Origin of the sequence: Mameliella sp. LZ-28 (assembly GCF_012274245.1) — a bacterium.
GTDB classification, from domain to species: Bacteria; Pseudomonadota; Alphaproteobacteria; order Rhodobacterales; family Rhodobacteraceae; genus Antarctobacter; species Antarctobacter albus.
Window position 1 is genome coordinate 259,078 of sequence record NZ_JAANYX010000034.1, and the last position, 16,585, is coordinate 275,662.

A 16,585-nucleotide genomic window follows, 5' to 3' on the forward strand; every position below is an offset into this window, starting at 1 on the left:
CGCGGTTCTGAACTTAACCTGTTGTCGCCAATCCGCCAGAGTGTCAATGCAGCCTTCTGGCGGCATCGCGCACAGATGCCGCGCGCCAGATGACAACCTGGTGTGCCGCGCCCTCTTGCATCTGGCGCAACATGTGCTCGGTCCGGATGCCCGGCAGGGTGGCGAAGGCATCGAACAGCTGGTCGGCGCCCTTGGCAGTCAGGGGAATTTCAAGACGCGGCTGGCCCGGCGCCATCAGCAGCCAGACCGGCGGTTCCGAGGTCGGATCGAGGCTAAGTGCCTCGAGCGCGTCCAGATCGACGATCCCGCCCGACAGCGGCCCGAAATAGCTGACCCGACGTTCGACCACCTGCACCACGCCGGGACCGCCACCGCCCCGGCGAAAGCGCCCGCGCTGGACGCCGGTCACGGTCAGGGCCACGCCAAGGAGGATCACCAGGTAGCCGATCCAGTGCAGCAGCCCGCCGCCGGTGAAGAACCCCCAATAGGCACCCAGCGCCATCGTGGCGAGTCCGATCAGCGCCTCCTGCCACTGGCGCAGGGCCTCTGCGGCCTCCCGCCGGATCACCGGGGATCTCCCAGCAGGATGGCCTTGTCCAGCATGGCGATGCGATAGCCGCCGACACGGGCAAAGCCGATGCGTTCATAGGTCTTGGCCGCCTCCGGCGATGCGGCGAACAGAATGGCGGTCGTGACGCCCTGCCCTGCCATTTCGGCCAGAAGCGCCTGCACCACCTGCCCGCCGAACCCCTGTCCGCGCCGGTCCGGGGGAACGAAGACCCCGCCGACCTGAACCGCCTGCCCGGCCTTGGCGTTGATCGCTGCCATCGCCACGGGACTGCCGTCGCGATCCATGATGCGGATGCGCGGCGCCCCCACGGCCAGTTCGGCCCGGCGCGTTGCGGCGGCGTGCAGGTCGCCCGGCGGCGCTGTCTGCGTTTCCGTCATGTACTGCGCGAACCAGTCGGACAACCACGGCACATCCGCCTCGGCAGGCGGGCGGATGTCGCTGCCAGGGGTCAGGCCACCGATGTCCATCCGGTAGAGCGGTTCGATCCGGTTCAGCCTCCAGGCCTCTGGCGGGACGGGCAGCGCGTCCAGGATCACCTGGACCTGGTCCGCCTCACCGGTCATGCCTTGCAGCGTGTATCCCTTCAGCAGGTGGGCATAGGTCTGCGCCTCTGTGGCCGTCAGCCCGGGCAACTGGCACATCAGGAAGCCGCCATTGGTGCAGCCGAAGACCCCCGTGATGCCATCGCCGGTCTCGCGCAGGAAAAACGCGGTGCCATGCGGATGGGTGGTGTCCTCGGTGCCGTGCGCCTCGAGGTTGCCCAGGAGAAACATCGACGTCTCGACATGGGCGTCGAGAAAGGCCGCCATCGGGCCTATGTCTGCGGGCGTTGCCTTGCGGATCATCGCCAGTCTCCCAGGGTGGTCTGCCAGAGGGTCAGTGCTGCCACTGCGGCGGTGTCCGCACGCAGGATGCGCGGGCCAAGCGCCACCGCATGCGCATAGGGCAGCGCGTGCAGCCGGGCGCGTTCGGCATCGGAAAAGCCGCCTTCGGGCCCAATGAGAATCGCCCAGGGGGCATCGGCGTCGGGCAGGCGCGCGTGTGCCCCGGCTTGCGCCTCGTCGCAGAACATCAGCTGCCGGTCCTCTGGCCAGTCGGCCAGAAGCCGGTCCAGCCGGTGCAGCTCCGTGACCTCGGGAACGAAGGTGGCACCACATTGCTCGGCCGCCTCGGTGGCATGGGCCTGCAGCCGGTCTTGCCGGATGCGCTCGGAATTCGTGAATTCCGTCTGGATGGGCAGGATGCGGCGCGCGCCCATCTCGACCGATTTCTCGACGATGAAATCGGTGCGCGCCTTCTTGATCGGCGCGAACATCAGCCAGAGATCGGGCGGCATCGACTGCGGCGCGATCCGGTCACGACAGACCAGCGTGCCGCCACGCCTGCCGGCCTCGACGACCTCGGCGCGGTATTCGCCGTCCTGCCCGTTGAACAGGGCCACCTGCGCGCCGGTGGTCAGCCGCATCACCCCAAAGAGATAATGCGCCTGCTCCCGCGACAGGGTCACCTGTTGTTCCTCGGCCAAAGGGTGCTCTACAAAGAGCCGGATTTTCGGTGTCACCGTCATGGAGGGGACCATATGTCCGGGACGCATCAGAGACCAGAGGCCGAAGGACAGGTCCGCGACGCAGTGCGCGGCAACTGGGTCGACAGCTGGGCGCCGCAGTGGACGCGGCCTTACCTGCGATTGAGCCGCGCGGACCGGCCCATCGGGACATGGCTGCTGTTGCTGCCCTGCTGGTGGGGACTGCTGCTGTCGATGGTCAACAACGGGCAGGCCTACTGGTTCGACCTTTGGATCTTTGCGGGCTGCGGGATCGGGGCGGTACTGATGCGCGGGGCGGGCTGCACCTGGAACGACATCACCGACCGCGGCATCGACGGGTCGGTGGCCCGGACGGCCTCGCGCCCGATTCCCTCGGGGCAGGTGACGACGAAACAGGCCCTCGCCTGGGCGGTCATCCAGTCCCTGGTCGCCTTCTGCATCCTCATCACCTTTCCGCCCGCGGCCATCGCGCTGGGAGTTCTGAGCCTCTTGCCCGTCGCGGTCTATCCCTTTGCCAAGCGGTTCACATGGTGGCCGCAGATCTTCCTGGGTATCGCCTTCAACTGGGGCGCCCTGCTGGCCTGGACCGCCCACAGCGGGCGTTTGGAACTGCCGGCGGTGCTCCTGTATCTGGCCGGAATGGCGTGGACACTGTTCTATGACACCATCTACGCCCACCAGGACAAGGAAGACGACGCCCTGATCGGGGTGAAATCCACCGCCCGCCTGTTTGGCGATGATACCCCGAAATGGCTGCGCCGGTTCCTGGTGGCCACCGTCGTGCTGATGGGACTGGCCATCGTGGCGGCAGCGCCGGACGCCAACCTGCTGGCCCTGATCCTGATGATCGGCGGCCCCTGGGCAATGGGCTGGCACATGGTCTGGCAATTGCGGCGCCTGAAGATGGACGATCACGACCGGTTGCTGAGCCTGTTCCGATCCAACCGGGACGCCGGACTGCTGCCTGTGCTGTTTTTTGCCATCGCCCTGATCGCCTGATTGCACCCCCCGGCGGGCTTGCGTATCAGTTCTGAAAAAACAAGGAAAACCCAGCGCCCATGCGCCTCTCCTCGTTAGTCATCACTGGTGGCATATTCGCCGCGGCGGGCGTGCTCAGCCTCGTGACCGCAAATTTCGCCGGCAACGCCGTGGAACGCGCCTCGCTGACCGGCGTCCTGTCCGAACTGGATTCGGACGGTCTGACCTGGGCCGAGGTCGACACCAACGGCCTTCAGGTCTTTCTTTTCGGCACCGCCCCGGACGAAGCGGCGCGCTTCCAGGCGCTGAGCGCGGCGGGCCGCGTCGTCGATGCCAGCCGGGTGATCGACCAGATGCTGGTCGAAGAACCCGAAGCAATCGCACCACCCAGTTTCTCGGTCGAGATCCTGCGCAACGACGCCGGGATATCCGTGATCGGACTGGTCCCGGCCTCCACCGACCGCGATGCACTGATCGAGGGTTTTCGCAGCCTTTCAGGCGACGGTCAGGTAATGGACCTTCTGGAAACCGCCGATTTCCCGGAACCCGACGGCTGGGCCGACGCGCTGGGATTTGCCTCTGCCGCCCTCAAGGACCTGCCCCGCTCCAAGATTTCCGTCGCCGCCGACCAGGTGGCGATCAAGGCCATGACCGAAAGCCCCGAGGCCCGCAGCCGGCTGGAAACCGCACTGTCCCGGCGCAAGCCTCAGGACCTGCGCCTGGCGTTGGATTTCTCGGCCCCGCGCCCGGTCATCTCTCCATTCACGCTGCGCTTTGCCATCGACGCGGACGGCGCACGGTTCGACGCCTGCTCCGCCGATACCGAGACCGGTCGCGACCGTATCCTGCGGGCAGCCGCCCAGGCCGGCCTCGAAGGCAAGGCAAGCTGCCGGTTGGGTCTGGGCGTGCCGTCGCGCCGCTGGGCCGACGCGGTGGAAATCGGCATTGCCAAGCTGGCGGAACTGGGCGGAGGCACGCTGACCTTCTCGAATGCGGACGTATCCCTTGTCGCGCTGGAAGGCACCAACCAGGCCCTGTTCGACCGGGTTGTCGGCGAGCTGGATGCCGCGCTGCCCGATCTCTTTGCCCTGACCGCCGACCTGCCCAAGGCACCCGAGGCGGAACCCGAGGGCGCACCGGATTTCGTGGCCACGCTCAGCCCCGAGGGGGCCGTGCAGCTGCGCGGACGGCTGGGCACGGAACAGGCCCGCGCCACGGCGGACAGTTTTGCCCGGGCGCTTTTCAGCTCCGAGGCTGTCTACACCGCGGCCCGCGTCACAGAGGGCGTGCCAAGCGACTGGACGGTGCGGGTTCTCGCCGGTCTCGACGCTTTGGCGCTGTTGTCGCATGGCGCGGTCACGGTGACACCCGACCTTGTGACCGTCACCGGCAAGACCGGCAACACGGAGGCCAGCGCCCAGATCGCGGATTTGCTGGTGGCCAAGCTGGGTGAAGCCGCGGCCTTCGAGATCGACGTGGAATACGTCGAGGCGCTGGACCCGGTTGCCGGCCTGCCCACGCCCGAGGAATGCGAGGCGATGATCGTCGAGATCATCGGCGACAGAAAGATCACCTTCGAGCCCGGTTCCGCCCGGCTGGATGCCTCGGCCGAGGACATCATGGACGAACTGGCCGACCTGCTGAAGCAATGTGGCGACATCGCGCTGGAAATCGGTGGCCACACCGACAGCCAGGGCCGCGAGATCATGAACCAGGAGCTGAGCCGCGACCGCGCCCAGGCGGTTCTGGACGCGCTGCGCGCGCGGCGGGTTCCCACGCGGTCCTACACCGCCAAGGGCTATGGCGAGACGATCCCGATTGCCGACAATGGCACCGAGGAAGGCCGCGAGGCCAACCGCCGGATCGAATTCAAGCTCTTGAAACCCGAACCGGAAGAGGGCGAAGAAGGGGCGGAACCGGGCGATTCGGACCCGGCCGCGGATGCAGATCCTGTTGCGGCAGACGCCGACCCGGAAACGGTGGACGCGCCCCCCGCAATCGAACCCGGTGCACCGGCAGAGGCGCAACCGGATCCGGAACTGGGCAGGATCAGGCCGCCAAAGGGCAGAGGAACTGGGGATGAATAGGACCGAATTCATCGTGACGACCGCAGCGATCCTCTTCGTTGCTTTCCTGCTGGGCTGGTTCGCCCATTGGCTGGTGCATCGGTTCAAGCGCGTCAGCCAGGCCGACATGGACCAGCTGGAAAAGATGAGCCAGGAGTTGCACGAGGCCGAGGAAACGCGCGACCAGGCCATCACTTACCTGCAACAGCGCGAGGCCGAGCTGACCAACCAGCTGGCCCAGACCGAGGCCGAGCTGTCGGCGGCGATGGAGGGCCTGCGCGAGGCGCGTTCGGACGCCGAGGAAATGCGCGCCCACGTCGAGCGGATGAACCAGCAGGCCTGAAACGGGCCTGAGGGCCCCGGCCCTTTCCAGAGCGGTCGGTATATGGGATGAGCGGGTCGACAATCGCGCGACGAGGACCCGCCGACATGACCCAGATCATCACCGCCCTTTCCGAAATCTCCGACCGTTACGACGCGCTCTTCGTCGATCTCTGGGGTTGCGTGCACAACGGCGTGCAGGCGATCCCCTCGGCCGTCGAGGCGCTGCAGGGCTACCGCCAGCGCGGCGGCTGCGTGATCCTCGTGACCAACGCCCCTCGCTCACGTCACGAGGTCGCCAAGCAACTGGACCGTTTCGGTGTGCCTCAGGATGCCTGGGACGACATTGCCACCTCCGGCGACAGCGCCCGGGCCGCGATGTTCCGCGGCGCCGTCGGGCGCAAGGTCTGGTTCATGGGGCAGGCCTTTGACCATTCCTTCTTTGAACCGCTCAAGATCATCGAGGACCCGGTCGAGATCGAGCGGGTCGAGCTGGACGAAGCCGAGGGCATCATCTGCTGCGGTCCCTTCGACCCCCACGCCGATCCCGAGGTGAACCGCCCGGAATTCCTCTATGCCAAGCAGAAGGGCATCAAGCTGCTCTGCGCCAATCCCGACATCGTCGTCGACCGGGGCGAGCGGCGGGAATGGTGTGCGGGCGCGCTGGCGAAACTTTATACCGAGATGGGCGGAGAGAGCCTGTATTTCGGCAAACCGCATCCGCCGATCTACGACCTGGCCCGCCGCCGCCTTGCCGAACACCGCAAGGGTGTACCGGACGCGGGCATCCTGGCCATCGGCGACGGCGCGCATACCGACATCGACGGGGCGATGGGCGAGGATATCGATTCCCTCTTCATCAGCGGCGGATTGGCGCGGGCAGAGACCAAAACGACGCAGCAACCCGACCCAGACGCGCTAAAGGCCTATACCGAAAAGGAAATGATCAATCCCATCTTCACCATTGGAACGCTCCGATGAGGCAGATTTTGCTTGCCTTTGCTGCAACCGCAAAGTAATAAAATTACCGAAAGCGCGGACAACCCGCGCATTTATTACCGCACGGTTTGCACATGGAGGGCCGGATGTTGGACAATATGCCCCGCGGCACGATCTGCATCGAAGACATCGAAATGGGGATGACCCGCTACCTGCGCAAACAGGTGACGGATCAGGACATCGAGATGTTCGCCGAGGTCTCGACCGACCGGAACCCGGTGCACCTGGATGACGACTATGCCCAGGACACGATCTTCGAAGGGCGCATCGCCCACGGGATGCTGACCGCCGGCCTGATCTCTGCCGTCATCGGCGAGCAGCTGCCGGGTCACGGCACGGTCTACATGGGTCAGACCCTGAAATTCCTTGGCCCCGTCCGCCCCGGCGACATGGTCTATGCAGAGGTCAAGGTGATCGACATCGACCACGCCAAGCGCCGCGTGACGCTGGAAACCCATTGCTCGGTCGATGGCAAGAAGGTGCTGATCGGCGAGGCCAAGGTCCTGGCGCCGTCACGCAAGTTCGACTGATCGGGCAATCTTCGCGCCATCAGAACTCGTCTTGAGCGCCCCGCGTGCCGGACCTATGGTCCGGCACGATTAATTTTCCCGAGGGCTTTCATGATCCGCTGTCTTTCCCTGTTTCTCCTCGCCGCCGGACCGGCTGTCGCCGACTGTTCCACCTCCGAATCCACCTTTGTCCAGTGTCGTATCGCGGGGTCAACGAAGATCCTCGAGGTCTGCGCGGAACAGGATGCCGCCGTCTATCGCTTTGGCCCTGCTGGGCGCCCTGAGATGGAGCTGTTCGAACCCTATGCCATGCTCGACTACCAGCCCTGGCCGGGTGTCGGACGGGACATCTGGGAAGAGGCCAGTTTTCGCAATGAAGAATACCGCTATACCGTCTTCGCCGGGGTCGAACGGCAGGTCGGCGACACCGAAACGTCGCAGCGCTTCGGTGGCGTGACCGTCTCCAAGGACGGAAAGGACCTCGCCCGGCTGGAATGCGATCCGGATACGGTGACCTTCGGGTTCGGAACGGGTTTGTCGGACGGCAAGTCCCGCGCTGGCTATCGCTGGTTGCCGGGCGAGGGCTGGGTACGCTGATCGCCAGGGCGGCTCTTCGCCCGGTCCCGTCCGCATAGCACGCGCGTCCCTCGACGGTCGCACGTACCTTTTGGTGCCCCCTCAACCCTAGCGGGCACGGAAGCCGCGGACGCGGCAACTTTCAGATATTATTCAGAACTTCTTCAGGACATGTCCCCGGGGCCAAACCGTAGGATCGACGCCACATTTCAGCGGAGGTCCATTCATGATAGAACTAGTCTTTGTCACCTGCCTGCTCCTGGACCGCGGTCACTGCGAAGAACGGCACTTCCTTTTCCAGGACGTCAGCCTGATGGCCTGCATGCTGCACGGACAGGCCGAGCTTGCAAAATGGACGAACAGCCACCCGGGGTGGCGCCTGCACAGCTGGAAGTGTCGCATCCACGATCCGCGCCAGGCAGACGCCTGACATCCTCAGCGCAGGGCGTCGAAACCGAAACCTGCCGGGATGGCATCGCGCCGCTCCAGCATCAGGTCAGCCATGACCTCGCCCACCTTGGGCGCCATGCCAAAACCGATCTTGAACCCGCCGTTGGCCACGAAATGCCCGGCACGTCCCGGCCAGGCCCCCAGAAGGGGCGCCCGAGAGCGGGCGCGCGGGCGGACCCCGGCCCAACGCTCGAGCACGGCGGCGCCATGCAGGGCAGGCACCGCCGCATAGGCCCGATCGACCAGCGCCTGGCACTGATCGTCCACCGACAGCGGATCGTCAAAGTCACGCTCCGAGGTCGAGCCGATGGCCACGGTCCCATCCGCATGCGGGACGATGTGCAGCCCATCGACGAACAACTGCGGATCGTCCTGCGCCGCGTAGCGAAGGAGCACGGCCTGCCCTTTCACCCCGTCTCCGACCTTGCGGCCCAGCGCCTCGGTCAGGTCGTGAAGGCCCTTCCAGCCTGTCGCCCAGACCACGGCCCCCGCGTCCGGCGCCTCGGTCACGATCTCGACGCCGGACACCTCCAGCGCTGCCACCAGTGCGGCGCAGGCGCGGCGCGGACACATGCGGGCCGTCAGAGTATCACGGATCAGCATGCCCGAAGGGGTCTGCGGTGACAGACCGGACAGCCCCTCGGCCGGGATCACCTCCCAATGCGCCCTGCCCTGCCAAAGCGCCTCGGCCCCCTCGGCACGGGTTCGGGCCAGGGCGATGGCGGCTTCATCCGCAAGCGGCTGCAACCGGCCGGTGCGGGCATAGCCGGGACTGACGCCGCCGGTTTCCCCGACCCTCGCCCAGAACCCTTCTGCCATCAGCAGGCTGTCGAGCTGAAAGGCCTTCTTCTCGTTCCAGTTCTCGGGCACATGCGGCGCCAGCGCGCCGACGATCCCGCCCGACGACCCGGCCCCCGGGCCATGGGGATCGACGACGCGTACCTTCGCGCCCCGCCGCGTGCAGGCCCAGGCCACCGACAGGCCGAAGATCCCCGCCCCGCGCACCGTCACCTCGACGCTTGCCATTGCCTGCCCTCCTCGTCAGAACTCGGCCCGTTGATAAGGAAGAATGCCATGCCCGACCAGAGCAGCGATCTGGACTGGCGGGACGAGATCCCGGTCTCGACCCGTTTCGACGATCCCTATTACAGCCTGGAAAACGGGCTGGCCGAAACCGCGCATGTCTTCCTGTCGGGCAACGGCCTGCCGGACCGGTTCCGCGACGGGTTCCGGATCGCAGAGCTGGGGTTCGGCACCGGGCTGAACCTTCTGGCCGCGCTGCGGCTCTGGCGCGCCTCCGGTCAAACCGGCGTCCTGCATTTCACCACCTTCGAGGCCTTCCCCCTGTCGCCCGCCGAAATGACACGCGCACAGGCAAGGTTCCCGGAGATCGAAGATCTTGCCGACGCGCTGGCGCCGCACTGGGGACAGGCGCGTTTTGACCTGCCCGACCTGCACTTCGAGATGATCCAAGGCGACGCCCGCGAAACCCTGCCGCGCTGGGACGGTCTGGCCGATGCCTGGTTCCTCGACGGGTTCTCGCCGGCCAAGAACCCCGAGCTTTGGGACGCGGATCTGATGGCAGAGGTCGCCCGGCACATGCCCCCCGGCGCCACAGCGGCGACCTACACGGCAGCCGGCCACGTCCGCCGCGCCCTTGCGGCAGCGGGGCTTGAGGTCACACGCGTGGCGGGATATGGCCGGAAACGTCACATGACGACAGCCCTAAAACCGCCGGTCCCCGGCTGACCCCGCGCGACGGGGCCATGCCACGCGACGGCGCGACCCCGGACATATCGCAATGGCTCAGCAGAACACGCGCCTCGGCATCTGGCTCATGGTGGCCACCACCTTCGTCTTTGCCCTGCAGGACGGCATTTCGCGCCACCTGGCGGGGGAATACAACGTCATGATGGTGGTGATGATCCGTTACTGGTTCTTCGCCGCCTTCGTGTTGACGGTGGCGGGCCGCAAGGCGGGGGGCCTGCGCGCGGCGGCGCAAAGCGCCTTTCCCTGGCTTCAGGTCTTTCGCGGTGCGCTCCTGGTGGTCGAGATCAACGTGATGGTCCTCGCATTCGTCTTCCTCGGCCTGGTCGAAAGCCACGCTGTCTTTGCCGCCTATCCGCTGCTTGTGGCCGCGCTGTCCGGCCCGGTGCTGGGCGAACACGTCGGCTGGCGCCGCTGGACGGCCATCGCGGTGGGCTTTGCCGGGGTCATCATCATCCTGCAGCCCTCGGGCGGGGTATTTTCACCCTATGCCGCGATCCCGTTGCTGGCGGCGCTGATGTTCGCCCTATACGCATTGCTGACGCGCTACGTGGCGCGGGGGGACAGTTCCGCCACCTCGTTCTTTTACACCGGCGTATCCGGCGTCGTCGTGGCCACGGCGATCGGGGGCTGGTTCTGGGTGCCGATGACCGGACCGGACTGGGCCTGGATGGGCCTCCTGTGCCTGACCGGCGCAGCGGGACACTACCTGATGATCCGCGTCTACGAGGTGGCCGAGGCCAGCGCGGTTCAGCCCTTTGCCTACCTGCAACTGGTCTTTGCCAGCACCCTCGGGCTGGTCGTCTTTGGCGAGACGCTGCGCTGGAACGTGGTCTTCGGTGCCGGGATGATCGTGGCGGCCGGGCTCTTTACCCTGTGGCGCGCACGTCAGAAAGAGGGTTGAAGACCCCAAGGCATCCGCCGTGTTTCTTTGGGCTCCAAATACCTCAGGGGTGAATGGACCGCAGGTCCAGAGGGGGCAGCGCCCCCTGCCCCCGCCGCCACATGTCAGTCCAGCACCGCCTTCAGCGTGCCGCCCACAAGTTCTTGGCTGAAGGGCACCGGGTGCGGCGGCTTGCCCAGCCGCGCGCGGTAGACCGGCAGGCTCTCGGTGACGCGCATGACATAGTTGCGGGTCTCGTCGAAGGGGATCATCTCGATCCAGTCGATGATGTCGATGTCGCCTTTGCGGGGATCGCCAAAGCGTTCCATCCAGCCGATCGGCCGCCCCGGCCCCGCGTTGTAACCCGCCGCCATCATAACCGCGTTGCCGTCGAACCGCTCGGACAGCCCGGCCAGGTAGCGCGAGCCCAGCTTGGCGTTGTAGCCCGGATCGGTCAGCAGGCGGTCAAGGTCGTATTCCAGCCCCAGCTGGCCCGAGACCAGCTTGGCCGTACCGGGCATCAGCTGCATGTAGCCGCGCGCACCGGCCCCGGAAATCACCCCCGGGTCGAACTCGGACTCGCGCCGCGCGATCGAGAGCACCAACTCCTTGGGTACGGGGTATTCGCCTTCGGTCACCTGCGGATCCAGTGCGTAGTAGGGGCCCGGCAACTGGATGCCGAACTGTGCCGCACGCTTGCCCAGCATGACCTGGATATGCGGACGGTTCATCTCCATCAGCATCATACCCATGCGGCCCATGCCTTCGCGGTCCAGCGACTCGGCGAGGTGTGTCAGGAAACGCTCTCCCAGGTTGGTCTCTCCTGCGGCCAGCAAAAGCACCGCCGCCTCAAAGACGCTGGACTTGGTAAAGTCGGCCTGGCGCCAGTCCGGAAAGGCCTCGTTGCCCGCCAGGGTCGGGTCCGGTGGCAGGCCCGCGCGCTCCGCAGCCAGCAAGCCGTAGAATGACGTCTGGTACTCGGCCCCGATCGCATAGGCCTCTTTCGCCTTCTCGGCCTCGCCCGCCGCCTCGTAGGCACGGCCCAGCCAATAGCCCCCGCGTCCGACGGAAATCGGCGTCCAGACCCCCTCGCGGAAATTCTCGAAGTGCATCACGGCCAGGTCGGCCCGGTCGAGGAACCGCAGCGCGATAAAGCCCGCGATCCATTCCAGCTCGGCAAATTCGGTGCCTTCGACCAGCCAGTGCCGGGCGGCGATCTCGTAGGCTTCGGCATAGGCGCCTGCGCGCATCCGCTCGCGGGCCAGGTCGATCCGCTCGGGCGCCCAGGCCCAGGGTTCGCCCAGCCCCGCCGGGCTGACCGACTGTGCACGCAACAATTCGATGGCGTCCTCGGTGCGTCGCTTGCGCACCCGCCACAGGAACCGCTCGTAGGCAAGGCCCGGGTGATCGGACAGTTCTTCGGGGACCTTGGCGATCAGCGTATCCACGCCTGGCGCAGAAGATCGCAGCGCCAGCCGCGCCTGCGCCAGCGCCTGCCAGCCCTCGTCGACAAGCCCCATCATCTGGCCGGCATCGCGGCTCCACCCCTGCCACAGCGCCATGTCAAGGCGGGCCTCGTGATGGTCGCGCAGGATCTCGCCCCAGGTGGTCAGGAAGGCGCGTCGTTCGTCCGAGGTCATCGACAGCGTGCGCCAGGCCAGAACGATGTCGGCCTGGGCCGCGCCCTCGTTGCCTTGCGCCATATGCGCCTTGGCCAGGGACAAGGCGCCGCTGCCGGTCTGCGGCAGCGCGTCGGCAAAGAAGGCCCGGATCTCGTCCAGCGAGGCCTCGGACATGGTAGGTTCGGATTTCTCGCGCAGGTAGGGCAGGCCCGGCCAATCCGGGTGACGCGACAGGAAGTCCTGAACTTCGCGCGCATCGCCCCGCCCCGCCCTAAGAGCGTGCCAGAGGATCACGTCCACCGCCGCCTGCCCGTCGCCGCGCGCCGCGATTCGGGCCGCCGCCCAGTTGCCCTCGCGCATGGATTGCATGGCCTTGGCCAAAGAGGCTCCGCGCTCCTGCGCAAAAGCTGGCAGGGCGGTGACGAACAGCAACAACAAGGCAAGGAGACGTGACATCGACTTGCTTTTTCCGTGATGAAAAGGAATAGACGCTTCTTGCAAAGGATACGTCCGGGGCGGACTCGTGCAACTCACATAGTCGCGGGGTCGGCGGGTTTCCACCGCAAGCCGCACCGGGCCGGAAAAATGAAAGGAGCGTGTCATGTTCAAAGGTTCAATGCCTGCCCTGGTCACGCCGTTCAAGGACGGCGCCGTGGATTTCGACATGCTCAAGAAGCTGGTCGAATGGCACATCGAGGAAGGCTCGCACGGGCTGGTTCCCGTGGGCACGACCGGAGAAAGCCCGACGCTGACGCACCGTGAACACGAAGAGGTCATCGCCTGCGTGGTCGAGGCGGTCGCGGGACGCATCCCGGTGATCGCCGGGGCCGGGTCGAACAACACCGACGAGGCGATCCGCTTTACCGAATATGCCGCCAAGGTCGGCGCCGATGGCGCGCTGGTGGTGACACCCTATTACAACAAGCCGACCCAGGCAGGGCTGATCGCGCATTTCAAGGCGGTGCACGACTGCGCCGACATCCCGATCATCATCTACAACATCCCCGGCCGTTCGGTCGTGGACATGTCGCCGGACACGATGGGCGAACTGGCCAAGCTGCCGCGCATCGTCGGCGTCAAGGATGCCACCGGCGACCTGGCCCGCGTCTGCCTGCAACGCATCACCTGCGGCCAGGACTTCCTGCAGATCTCGGGCGAGGATGCCACCGCGCACGGGTTCAACGCCCAGGGCGGGGTCGGCTGCATTTCGGTGACCGCGAACGCGGCGCCCCGGCTCTGCGCAGACCTGCAAGAGGCCTGCCTGGCCGGTGACTACGGCAAGGCGCTGGAAATCCAGGACCGGCTGATGCCGCTGCACCAGGCGATCTTTACAGAGCCGGGCCTCTGCGGCGCGAAATACGCCATGTCGCGGCTGGGGCTCTGTTCCGACGAGGTCCGCCTGCCGCTGGTGCCGTTGACCGAAGGGACACGCGCCAAGGTGGACAGCGCCCTGCGCCACGCGGGCCTGATGAATTGAGTCGACTTCGGTCTTTCGGGACCGGAAAAAGAAAGGGCTGGAAACCTCGCGGTTTCCAGCCCTTTTTCATTTGTCAGCGACAGCGTTACTGCCCCACCGTCGCCTCCAGCCCTTCGGGCTGGCCGACCACGACAAAGCGCAGCTCGTCCGGTTTCATCAACTCACCCGCCACGCGCTTGACGTCTTCCAGCGTGACCGCCTCGATCTTGGCGTTGCGCGTCGTGATGTAGTCGGGCGACAGGTCGTCCATCTGCATGCCCACCAGGATCCGGGCAATCGGTGCGTTGCCGTCGAACCGTAGCGGATAGGCGCCGGTCAGGTAGGTCTTGGCGCGCTCCAGCTCCTCGGGCGTCGCACCCTCGGTCGCCATCCTGGTCCATTCGTCGCGGATCACCTGCACCGTCTCGGCGATGCGGTCATTGGCAGAGGCCACGCGGCCCAGCATCAGTTCCGCGTGCTCGCGCGGCGAAAGGTAGGAATAGACGCCGTAGGTCAGGCCCCGCTTCTCGCGCACCTCGTTCATCAGTCGGGCCTCGAATCCGCCGCCGCCAAAGATCGTGTTCAGCACATAGGCGGCAAAGAAGTCGGGATCGTCCCGCTTCATTCCCTTGTGGCCGAAGATCGCCACCGATTGCGGGGTGTCAAAGGGCACCACGGTTACGCCGGCCTCGGTCTGCACCTCCACGTCGGCTGGCTGCGGCGCGCCGGTTTCGGGCAGGTCCGAGAACAGCCGATCCAGCAAAGCACCCAGTTCCTCGGCACTGATGTCGCCTGCGGCGCCGACAAAAACGCGATCCTGCGCCAAGGCGGCGCGATGCGCATCGACGATATCGGCCCGGGTCAGTGAGGTGACACTGTCGACCGTGCCGTTCTGGTTGGTGCCATAGGGGTGGTCGCCAAAGACCAGCTCATAAAAGGCATCGCCCACGATCTCGTCCGGGTCGGTGGCGTCGGAGCGGATACCGGACAACACCTGCGCGCGGACACGGTCGATGGCAGCCTCATCGAAACTGGGCGAGACCAGCGACGAGCGCAACAGGTCCACGGCCTCGTCCCGCGTCTCGGTCAGGAACTTGGCCGAAACGCTGACCGTATCGTCGCCAACGTCATAGCGGAACTGTGCCGCGATCCCGTCACGCGCCTCGGCAAAGCCGCGCGCATCCAGTTCGTCGGCGCCCTCTTCCAGCAGACCGACCATCAGGTTGGTCGCCCCACGCTTGCCCGGCGCATCCAGCGACGCACCGCCCAGGAACCGGATTTCCAGCGCAACGAAGGGGATAGACGGCTCCTCGACTAGCCAGGCCTTGAAGCCACCGGGGCTTGTCACCTCCTGGATCTCGATCTCGGCATGGGCGGCGAAGCCGGCACAGATCATGCCGAAGGCAAGGACAAAGCGGCGGATCATTGGGTCACCTCCTGCTGCGGGGTCTGCGCGTCCGGCGCCATCAGGTAGCCGGTCACGGAATGGCGGCGGTCGAACACCTTTTGCGCGGCGGCCACGATGTCCTCTCCGGTCACGGCCTGCAGGACATCGGGCCAGTCTTGCACGTCTTCGACCGTCAGGCCGGTGGTCAGCGCATTGCCGTACCGCCGCGCGATGCTGGCGGGGTTGTCCAGCGCATAGATCTGGGCCGCCTTGATCTGGAACTTGATCCGGTCAAGCTGGTCGGGGTCGATCCCCTCCGCGATCACCTCGGCCAGCACATCGTCCAACGCGGTTTCCGCCTCTTGCAGGCTCACCCCCGCTGCCGGCACCACGACCAGCGTAAAGCTGGAGGCATCCAGCGTCGTGTCGTCGTAATAGGCGTCGGTATAGACCGCGACCCGGCTTTCGAACTGCAGTTTCTGGGTTAGGACAGAGGTCTGCCCACCGGCCAGGACCTCCGACAGGATGGCCAGCGCGGCGGCCTCCTGCTGGGCGCCGCTGGTGCGGGCCGGGGCCAGGTAGCTGCGAGTGATATAGGGCTGCGAGACGCGCGGATCGGTATAGGTCATCCGCCGTTCCGACAGGTGGCGCGGTTCCGTCGGGCGGTCGCGCTCCCCAAGATCGGGATTGGCTGGCAGGGGGCCATAGTGTTCCTCTGCCAGGGTGCGCACCTCTTCAGGCGTCACGTCCCCGGCCACCACCAGGATGGCATTGTTGGGCGCGTAGAACTGGCGATAGTAGGCCAGCGCATCGTCCAGGTCCAACTGCTCCATCTCGTGCCGCCAGCCGATCACCGGCGTGCCGTAGGGATGGTTGAGATATAGCGCGGCGTCCTTCTGTTCGCGGAAGAGCGCCCCGGGGCTGTTTTCCACCCGCATGTTGCGCTCTTCGATGATCACCTCGCGCTCTGTCAGGATATCAGCCTCCGACAGGCGCAGGTTGACCATGCGGTCAGCTTCCATCTTCATCATAAGGCCCAGCCGGTCGGCCGCGACGCGCTGGTGATAGGCGGTGGTGTCGTAGCTGGTAAAGGCGTTGTCGGTGCCGCCATTGAGCGCAACCGTGGCGCTGAACTCTCCGGGCTCAAGCGTATCGGTGCCCTTGAACAACAGGTGCTCCAGGAAATGCGCCACCCCCGACGATCCGGGGCGTTCATCCGCCGATCCCGCGCGGTACCAGACCATGTGGACCACGACCGGGGCGCGGTGATCCTCGATCACGACAACGTCCATGCCGTTGTCCAGCCCGAAGGTCGTGACCTTGCCGGCCTCCTGGGCGGAAACGGCGACAGGCGCGGTCATTGATAGGGCGAAAGCGAATAACAGGGTCAGTCGGCGCATGCGGCATCCTCTGGTTTTCCGGATGTCGCATTAGGTACGCGCGGCGGCGGCAAC

Annotated in this window: 17 protein-coding genes; 10 read left to right on the plus strand and 7 right to left on the minus strand. The window is 66.1% G+C overall.

What is annotated here, in order from left to right; all coding sequences use genetic code 11:
* Nucleotides 1-43: 43 nt before the first annotated feature.
* From G9Q80_RS21375 to G9Q80_RS21385, 3 genes are read right to left on the minus strand one after another with little or no spacing between them, the layout of a single operon-like run.
* Nucleotides 44-568 carry a hypothetical protein gene (locus tag G9Q80_RS21375; RefSeq protein ID WP_088715196.1) on the minus strand — a complete coding sequence of 175 codons (525 nt, stop codon included), beginning with the start codon at nucleotides 566-568 and terminating at the stop codon, nucleotides 44-46.
* On the minus strand, nucleotides 565-1,416 hold the full coding sequence (locus tag G9Q80_RS21380) for a GNAT family N-acetyltransferase (RefSeq protein ID WP_088715195.1): 852 nt from the start codon (nucleotides 1,414-1,416) through the stop codon (nucleotides 565-567). Before G9Q80_RS21380 ends, G9Q80_RS21375 begins: the two co-directional genes overlap by 4 nt.
* Nucleotides 1,413-2,132 (minus strand): 16S rRNA (uracil(1498)-N(3))-methyltransferase, encoded by a 720-nt coding sequence (locus tag G9Q80_RS21385; RefSeq protein ID WP_184757163.1) that lies wholly within the window; start codon nucleotides 2,130-2,132, stop codon nucleotides 1,413-1,415. Before G9Q80_RS21385 ends, G9Q80_RS21380 begins: the two co-directional genes overlap by 4 nt.
* Nucleotides 2,133-2,150: 18 nt before the next feature.
* Here G9Q80_RS21385 and ubiA point away from each other — a divergent pair, with 18 nt between their 5' ends.
* The 7 genes from ubiA to G9Q80_RS21420 all read left to right on the plus strand — a co-directional run bounded on the left by ubiA (nucleotide 2,151) and on the right by G9Q80_RS21420 (nucleotide 7,996).
* A complete protein-coding gene (gene ubiA / locus G9Q80_RS21390; protein ID WP_088715193.1) occupies nucleotides 2,151-3,116 on the plus strand; it encodes a 4-hydroxybenzoate octaprenyltransferase in 966 nt (321 codons plus the stop codon).
* Between the two features lie 59 nt (nucleotides 3,117-3,175).
* Nucleotides 3,176-5,182, plus strand: coding sequence for an OmpA family protein (locus tag G9Q80_RS21395; protein ID WP_088715192.1), 2,007 nt, complete (start codon nucleotides 3,176-3,178; stop codon nucleotides 5,180-5,182).
* A complete protein-coding gene (locus G9Q80_RS21400; protein WP_043136725.1) occupies nucleotides 5,175-5,504 on the plus strand; it encodes a hypothetical protein in 330 nt (109 codons plus the stop codon). The genes G9Q80_RS21395 and G9Q80_RS21400 overlap by 8 nt, the downstream gene beginning before the upstream one ends.
* A gap of 86 nt (nucleotides 5,505-5,590) precedes the next feature.
* Nucleotides 5,591-6,463: a TIGR01459 family HAD-type hydrolase gene (locus tag G9Q80_RS21405; protein ID WP_043136162.1), complete on the plus strand. Its 873-nt coding sequence runs from the start codon at nucleotides 5,591-5,593 to the stop codon at nucleotides 6,461-6,463.
* A gap of 104 nt (nucleotides 6,464-6,567) precedes the next feature.
* Nucleotides 6,568-7,011, plus strand: coding sequence for a MaoC family dehydratase (locus G9Q80_RS21410; RefSeq protein ID WP_043136158.1), 444 nt, complete (start codon nucleotides 6,568-6,570; stop codon nucleotides 7,009-7,011).
* 90 nt (nucleotides 7,012-7,101) lie between these two features.
* A complete protein-coding gene (locus G9Q80_RS21415) occupies nucleotides 7,102-7,587 on the plus strand; it encodes a hypothetical protein (protein ID WP_088715191.1) in 486 nt (161 codons plus the stop codon).
* A 205-nt stretch (nucleotides 7,588-7,792) separates the two neighbouring features.
* The gene (locus G9Q80_RS21420) at nucleotides 7,793-7,996 is read left to right on the plus strand and encodes a hypothetical protein (RefSeq protein WP_069209251.1); all 204 of its coding nucleotides are present in this window, start codon (nucleotides 7,793-7,795) and stop codon (nucleotides 7,994-7,996) included.
* Between the two features lie 5 nt (nucleotides 7,997-8,001).
* Here G9Q80_RS21420 and G9Q80_RS21425 read toward each other — a convergent pair whose 3' ends face one another.
* Nucleotides 8,002-9,042 carry an NAD(P)/FAD-dependent oxidoreductase gene (locus tag G9Q80_RS21425; protein WP_088715190.1) on the minus strand — a complete coding sequence of 347 codons (1,041 nt, stop codon included), beginning with the start codon at nucleotides 9,040-9,042 and terminating at the stop codon, nucleotides 8,002-8,004.
* A gap of 48 nt (nucleotides 9,043-9,090) precedes the next feature.
* Here G9Q80_RS21425 and mnmC2 point away from each other — a divergent pair, with 48 nt between their 5' ends.
* Together mnmC2 and G9Q80_RS21435 are read left to right on the plus strand one after the other, a co-directional pair.
* Complete coding sequence (mnmC2, locus tag G9Q80_RS21430; protein WP_069209253.1) at nucleotides 9,091-9,765, plus strand: tRNA (5-methylaminomethyl-2-thiouridine)(34)-methyltransferase MnmC2; 675 nt, start codon at nucleotides 9,091-9,093, stop codon at nucleotides 9,763-9,765.
* Nucleotides 9,766-9,817: 52 nt separating this feature from the next.
* Nucleotides 9,818-10,687, plus strand: coding sequence for a DMT family transporter (locus tag G9Q80_RS21435; RefSeq protein WP_088715189.1), 870 nt, complete (start codon nucleotides 9,818-9,820; stop codon nucleotides 10,685-10,687).
* 104 nt (nucleotides 10,688-10,791) lie between these two features.
* Here the strand turns inward: G9Q80_RS21435 and G9Q80_RS21440 are convergent, their stop codons facing one another.
* Nucleotides 10,792-12,744 (minus strand): lytic transglycosylase domain-containing protein, encoded by a 1,953-nt coding sequence (locus G9Q80_RS21440; protein ID WP_088715188.1) that lies wholly within the window; start codon nucleotides 12,742-12,744, stop codon nucleotides 10,792-10,794.
* A 145-nt stretch (nucleotides 12,745-12,889) separates the two neighbouring features.
* Between G9Q80_RS21440 and dapA the strand changes: the two genes are divergently transcribed.
* Nucleotides 12,890-13,765, plus strand: coding sequence for a 4-hydroxy-tetrahydrodipicolinate synthase (gene dapA / locus G9Q80_RS21445; RefSeq protein WP_088715187.1), 876 nt, complete (start codon nucleotides 12,890-12,892; stop codon nucleotides 13,763-13,765).
* An 85-nt stretch (nucleotides 13,766-13,850) separates the two neighbouring features.
* On the opposite strand, the gene G9Q80_RS21450 is transcribed toward dapA, so the two are convergent.
* Both G9Q80_RS21450 and G9Q80_RS21455 read right to left on the minus strand, forming a co-directional pair.
* Complete coding sequence (locus tag G9Q80_RS21450) at nucleotides 13,851-15,170, minus strand: M16 family metallopeptidase (RefSeq protein ID WP_088715186.1); 1,320 nt, start codon at nucleotides 15,168-15,170, stop codon at nucleotides 13,851-13,853.
* Complete coding sequence (locus G9Q80_RS21455) at nucleotides 15,167-16,531, minus strand: M16 family metallopeptidase (protein WP_088715185.1); 1,365 nt, start codon at nucleotides 16,529-16,531, stop codon at nucleotides 15,167-15,169. Before G9Q80_RS21455 ends, G9Q80_RS21450 begins: the two co-directional genes overlap by 4 nt.
* Between the last annotated feature and the right edge of the window lie 54 nt (nucleotides 16,532-16,585).

Coding starts and splice junctions, on each gene's coding strand:
- G9Q80_RS21380 (WP_088715195.1), bottom strand. CDS start 1,416: ATGATCCGCAAGGCAACGCCCGCAGACATAGGCCCGATGGCGGCCTTT.
- ubiA (WP_088715193.1), top strand. CDS start 2,151: ATGTCCGGGACGCATCAGAGACCAGAGGCCGAAGGACAGGTCCGCGAC.
- G9Q80_RS21395 (WP_088715192.1), top strand. CDS start 3,176: ATGCGCCTCTCCTCGTTAGTCATCACTGGTGGCATATTCGCCGCGGCG.
- G9Q80_RS21400 (WP_043136725.1), top strand. CDS start 5,175: ATGAATAGGACCGAATTCATCGTGACGACCGCAGCGATCCTCTTCGTT.
- G9Q80_RS21405 (WP_043136162.1), top strand. CDS start 5,591: ATGACCCAGATCATCACCGCCCTTTCCGAAATCTCCGACCGTTACGAC.
- G9Q80_RS21410 (WP_043136158.1), top strand. CDS start 6,568: ATGTTGGACAATATGCCCCGCGGCACGATCTGCATCGAAGACATCGAA.
- G9Q80_RS21415 (WP_088715191.1), top strand. CDS start 7,102: ATGATCCGCTGTCTTTCCCTGTTTCTCCTCGCCGCCGGACCGGCTGTC.
- G9Q80_RS21420 (WP_069209251.1), top strand. CDS start 7,793: ATGATAGAACTAGTCTTTGTCACCTGCCTGCTCCTGGACCGCGGTCAC.
- G9Q80_RS21425 (WP_088715190.1), bottom strand. CDS start 9,042: ATGGCAAGCGTCGAGGTGACGGTGCGCGGGGCGGGGATCTTCGGCCTG.
- mnmC2 (WP_069209253.1), top strand. CDS start 9,091: ATGCCCGACCAGAGCAGCGATCTGGACTGGCGGGACGAGATCCCGGTC.
- G9Q80_RS21435 (WP_088715189.1), top strand. CDS start 9,818: ATGGCTCAGCAGAACACGCGCCTCGGCATCTGGCTCATGGTGGCCACC.
- G9Q80_RS21440 (WP_088715188.1), bottom strand. CDS start 12,744: ATGTCACGTCTCCTTGCCTTGTTGTTGCTGTTCGTCACCGCCCTGCCA.
- dapA (WP_088715187.1), top strand. CDS start 12,890: ATGTTCAAAGGTTCAATGCCTGCCCTGGTCACGCCGTTCAAGGACGGC.
- G9Q80_RS21450 (WP_088715186.1), bottom strand. CDS start 15,170: ATGATCCGCCGCTTTGTCCTTGCCTTCGGCATGATCTGTGCCGGCTTC.
- G9Q80_RS21455 (WP_088715185.1), bottom strand. CDS start 16,531: ATGCGCCGACTGACCCTGTTATTCGCTTTCGCCCTATCAATGACCGCG.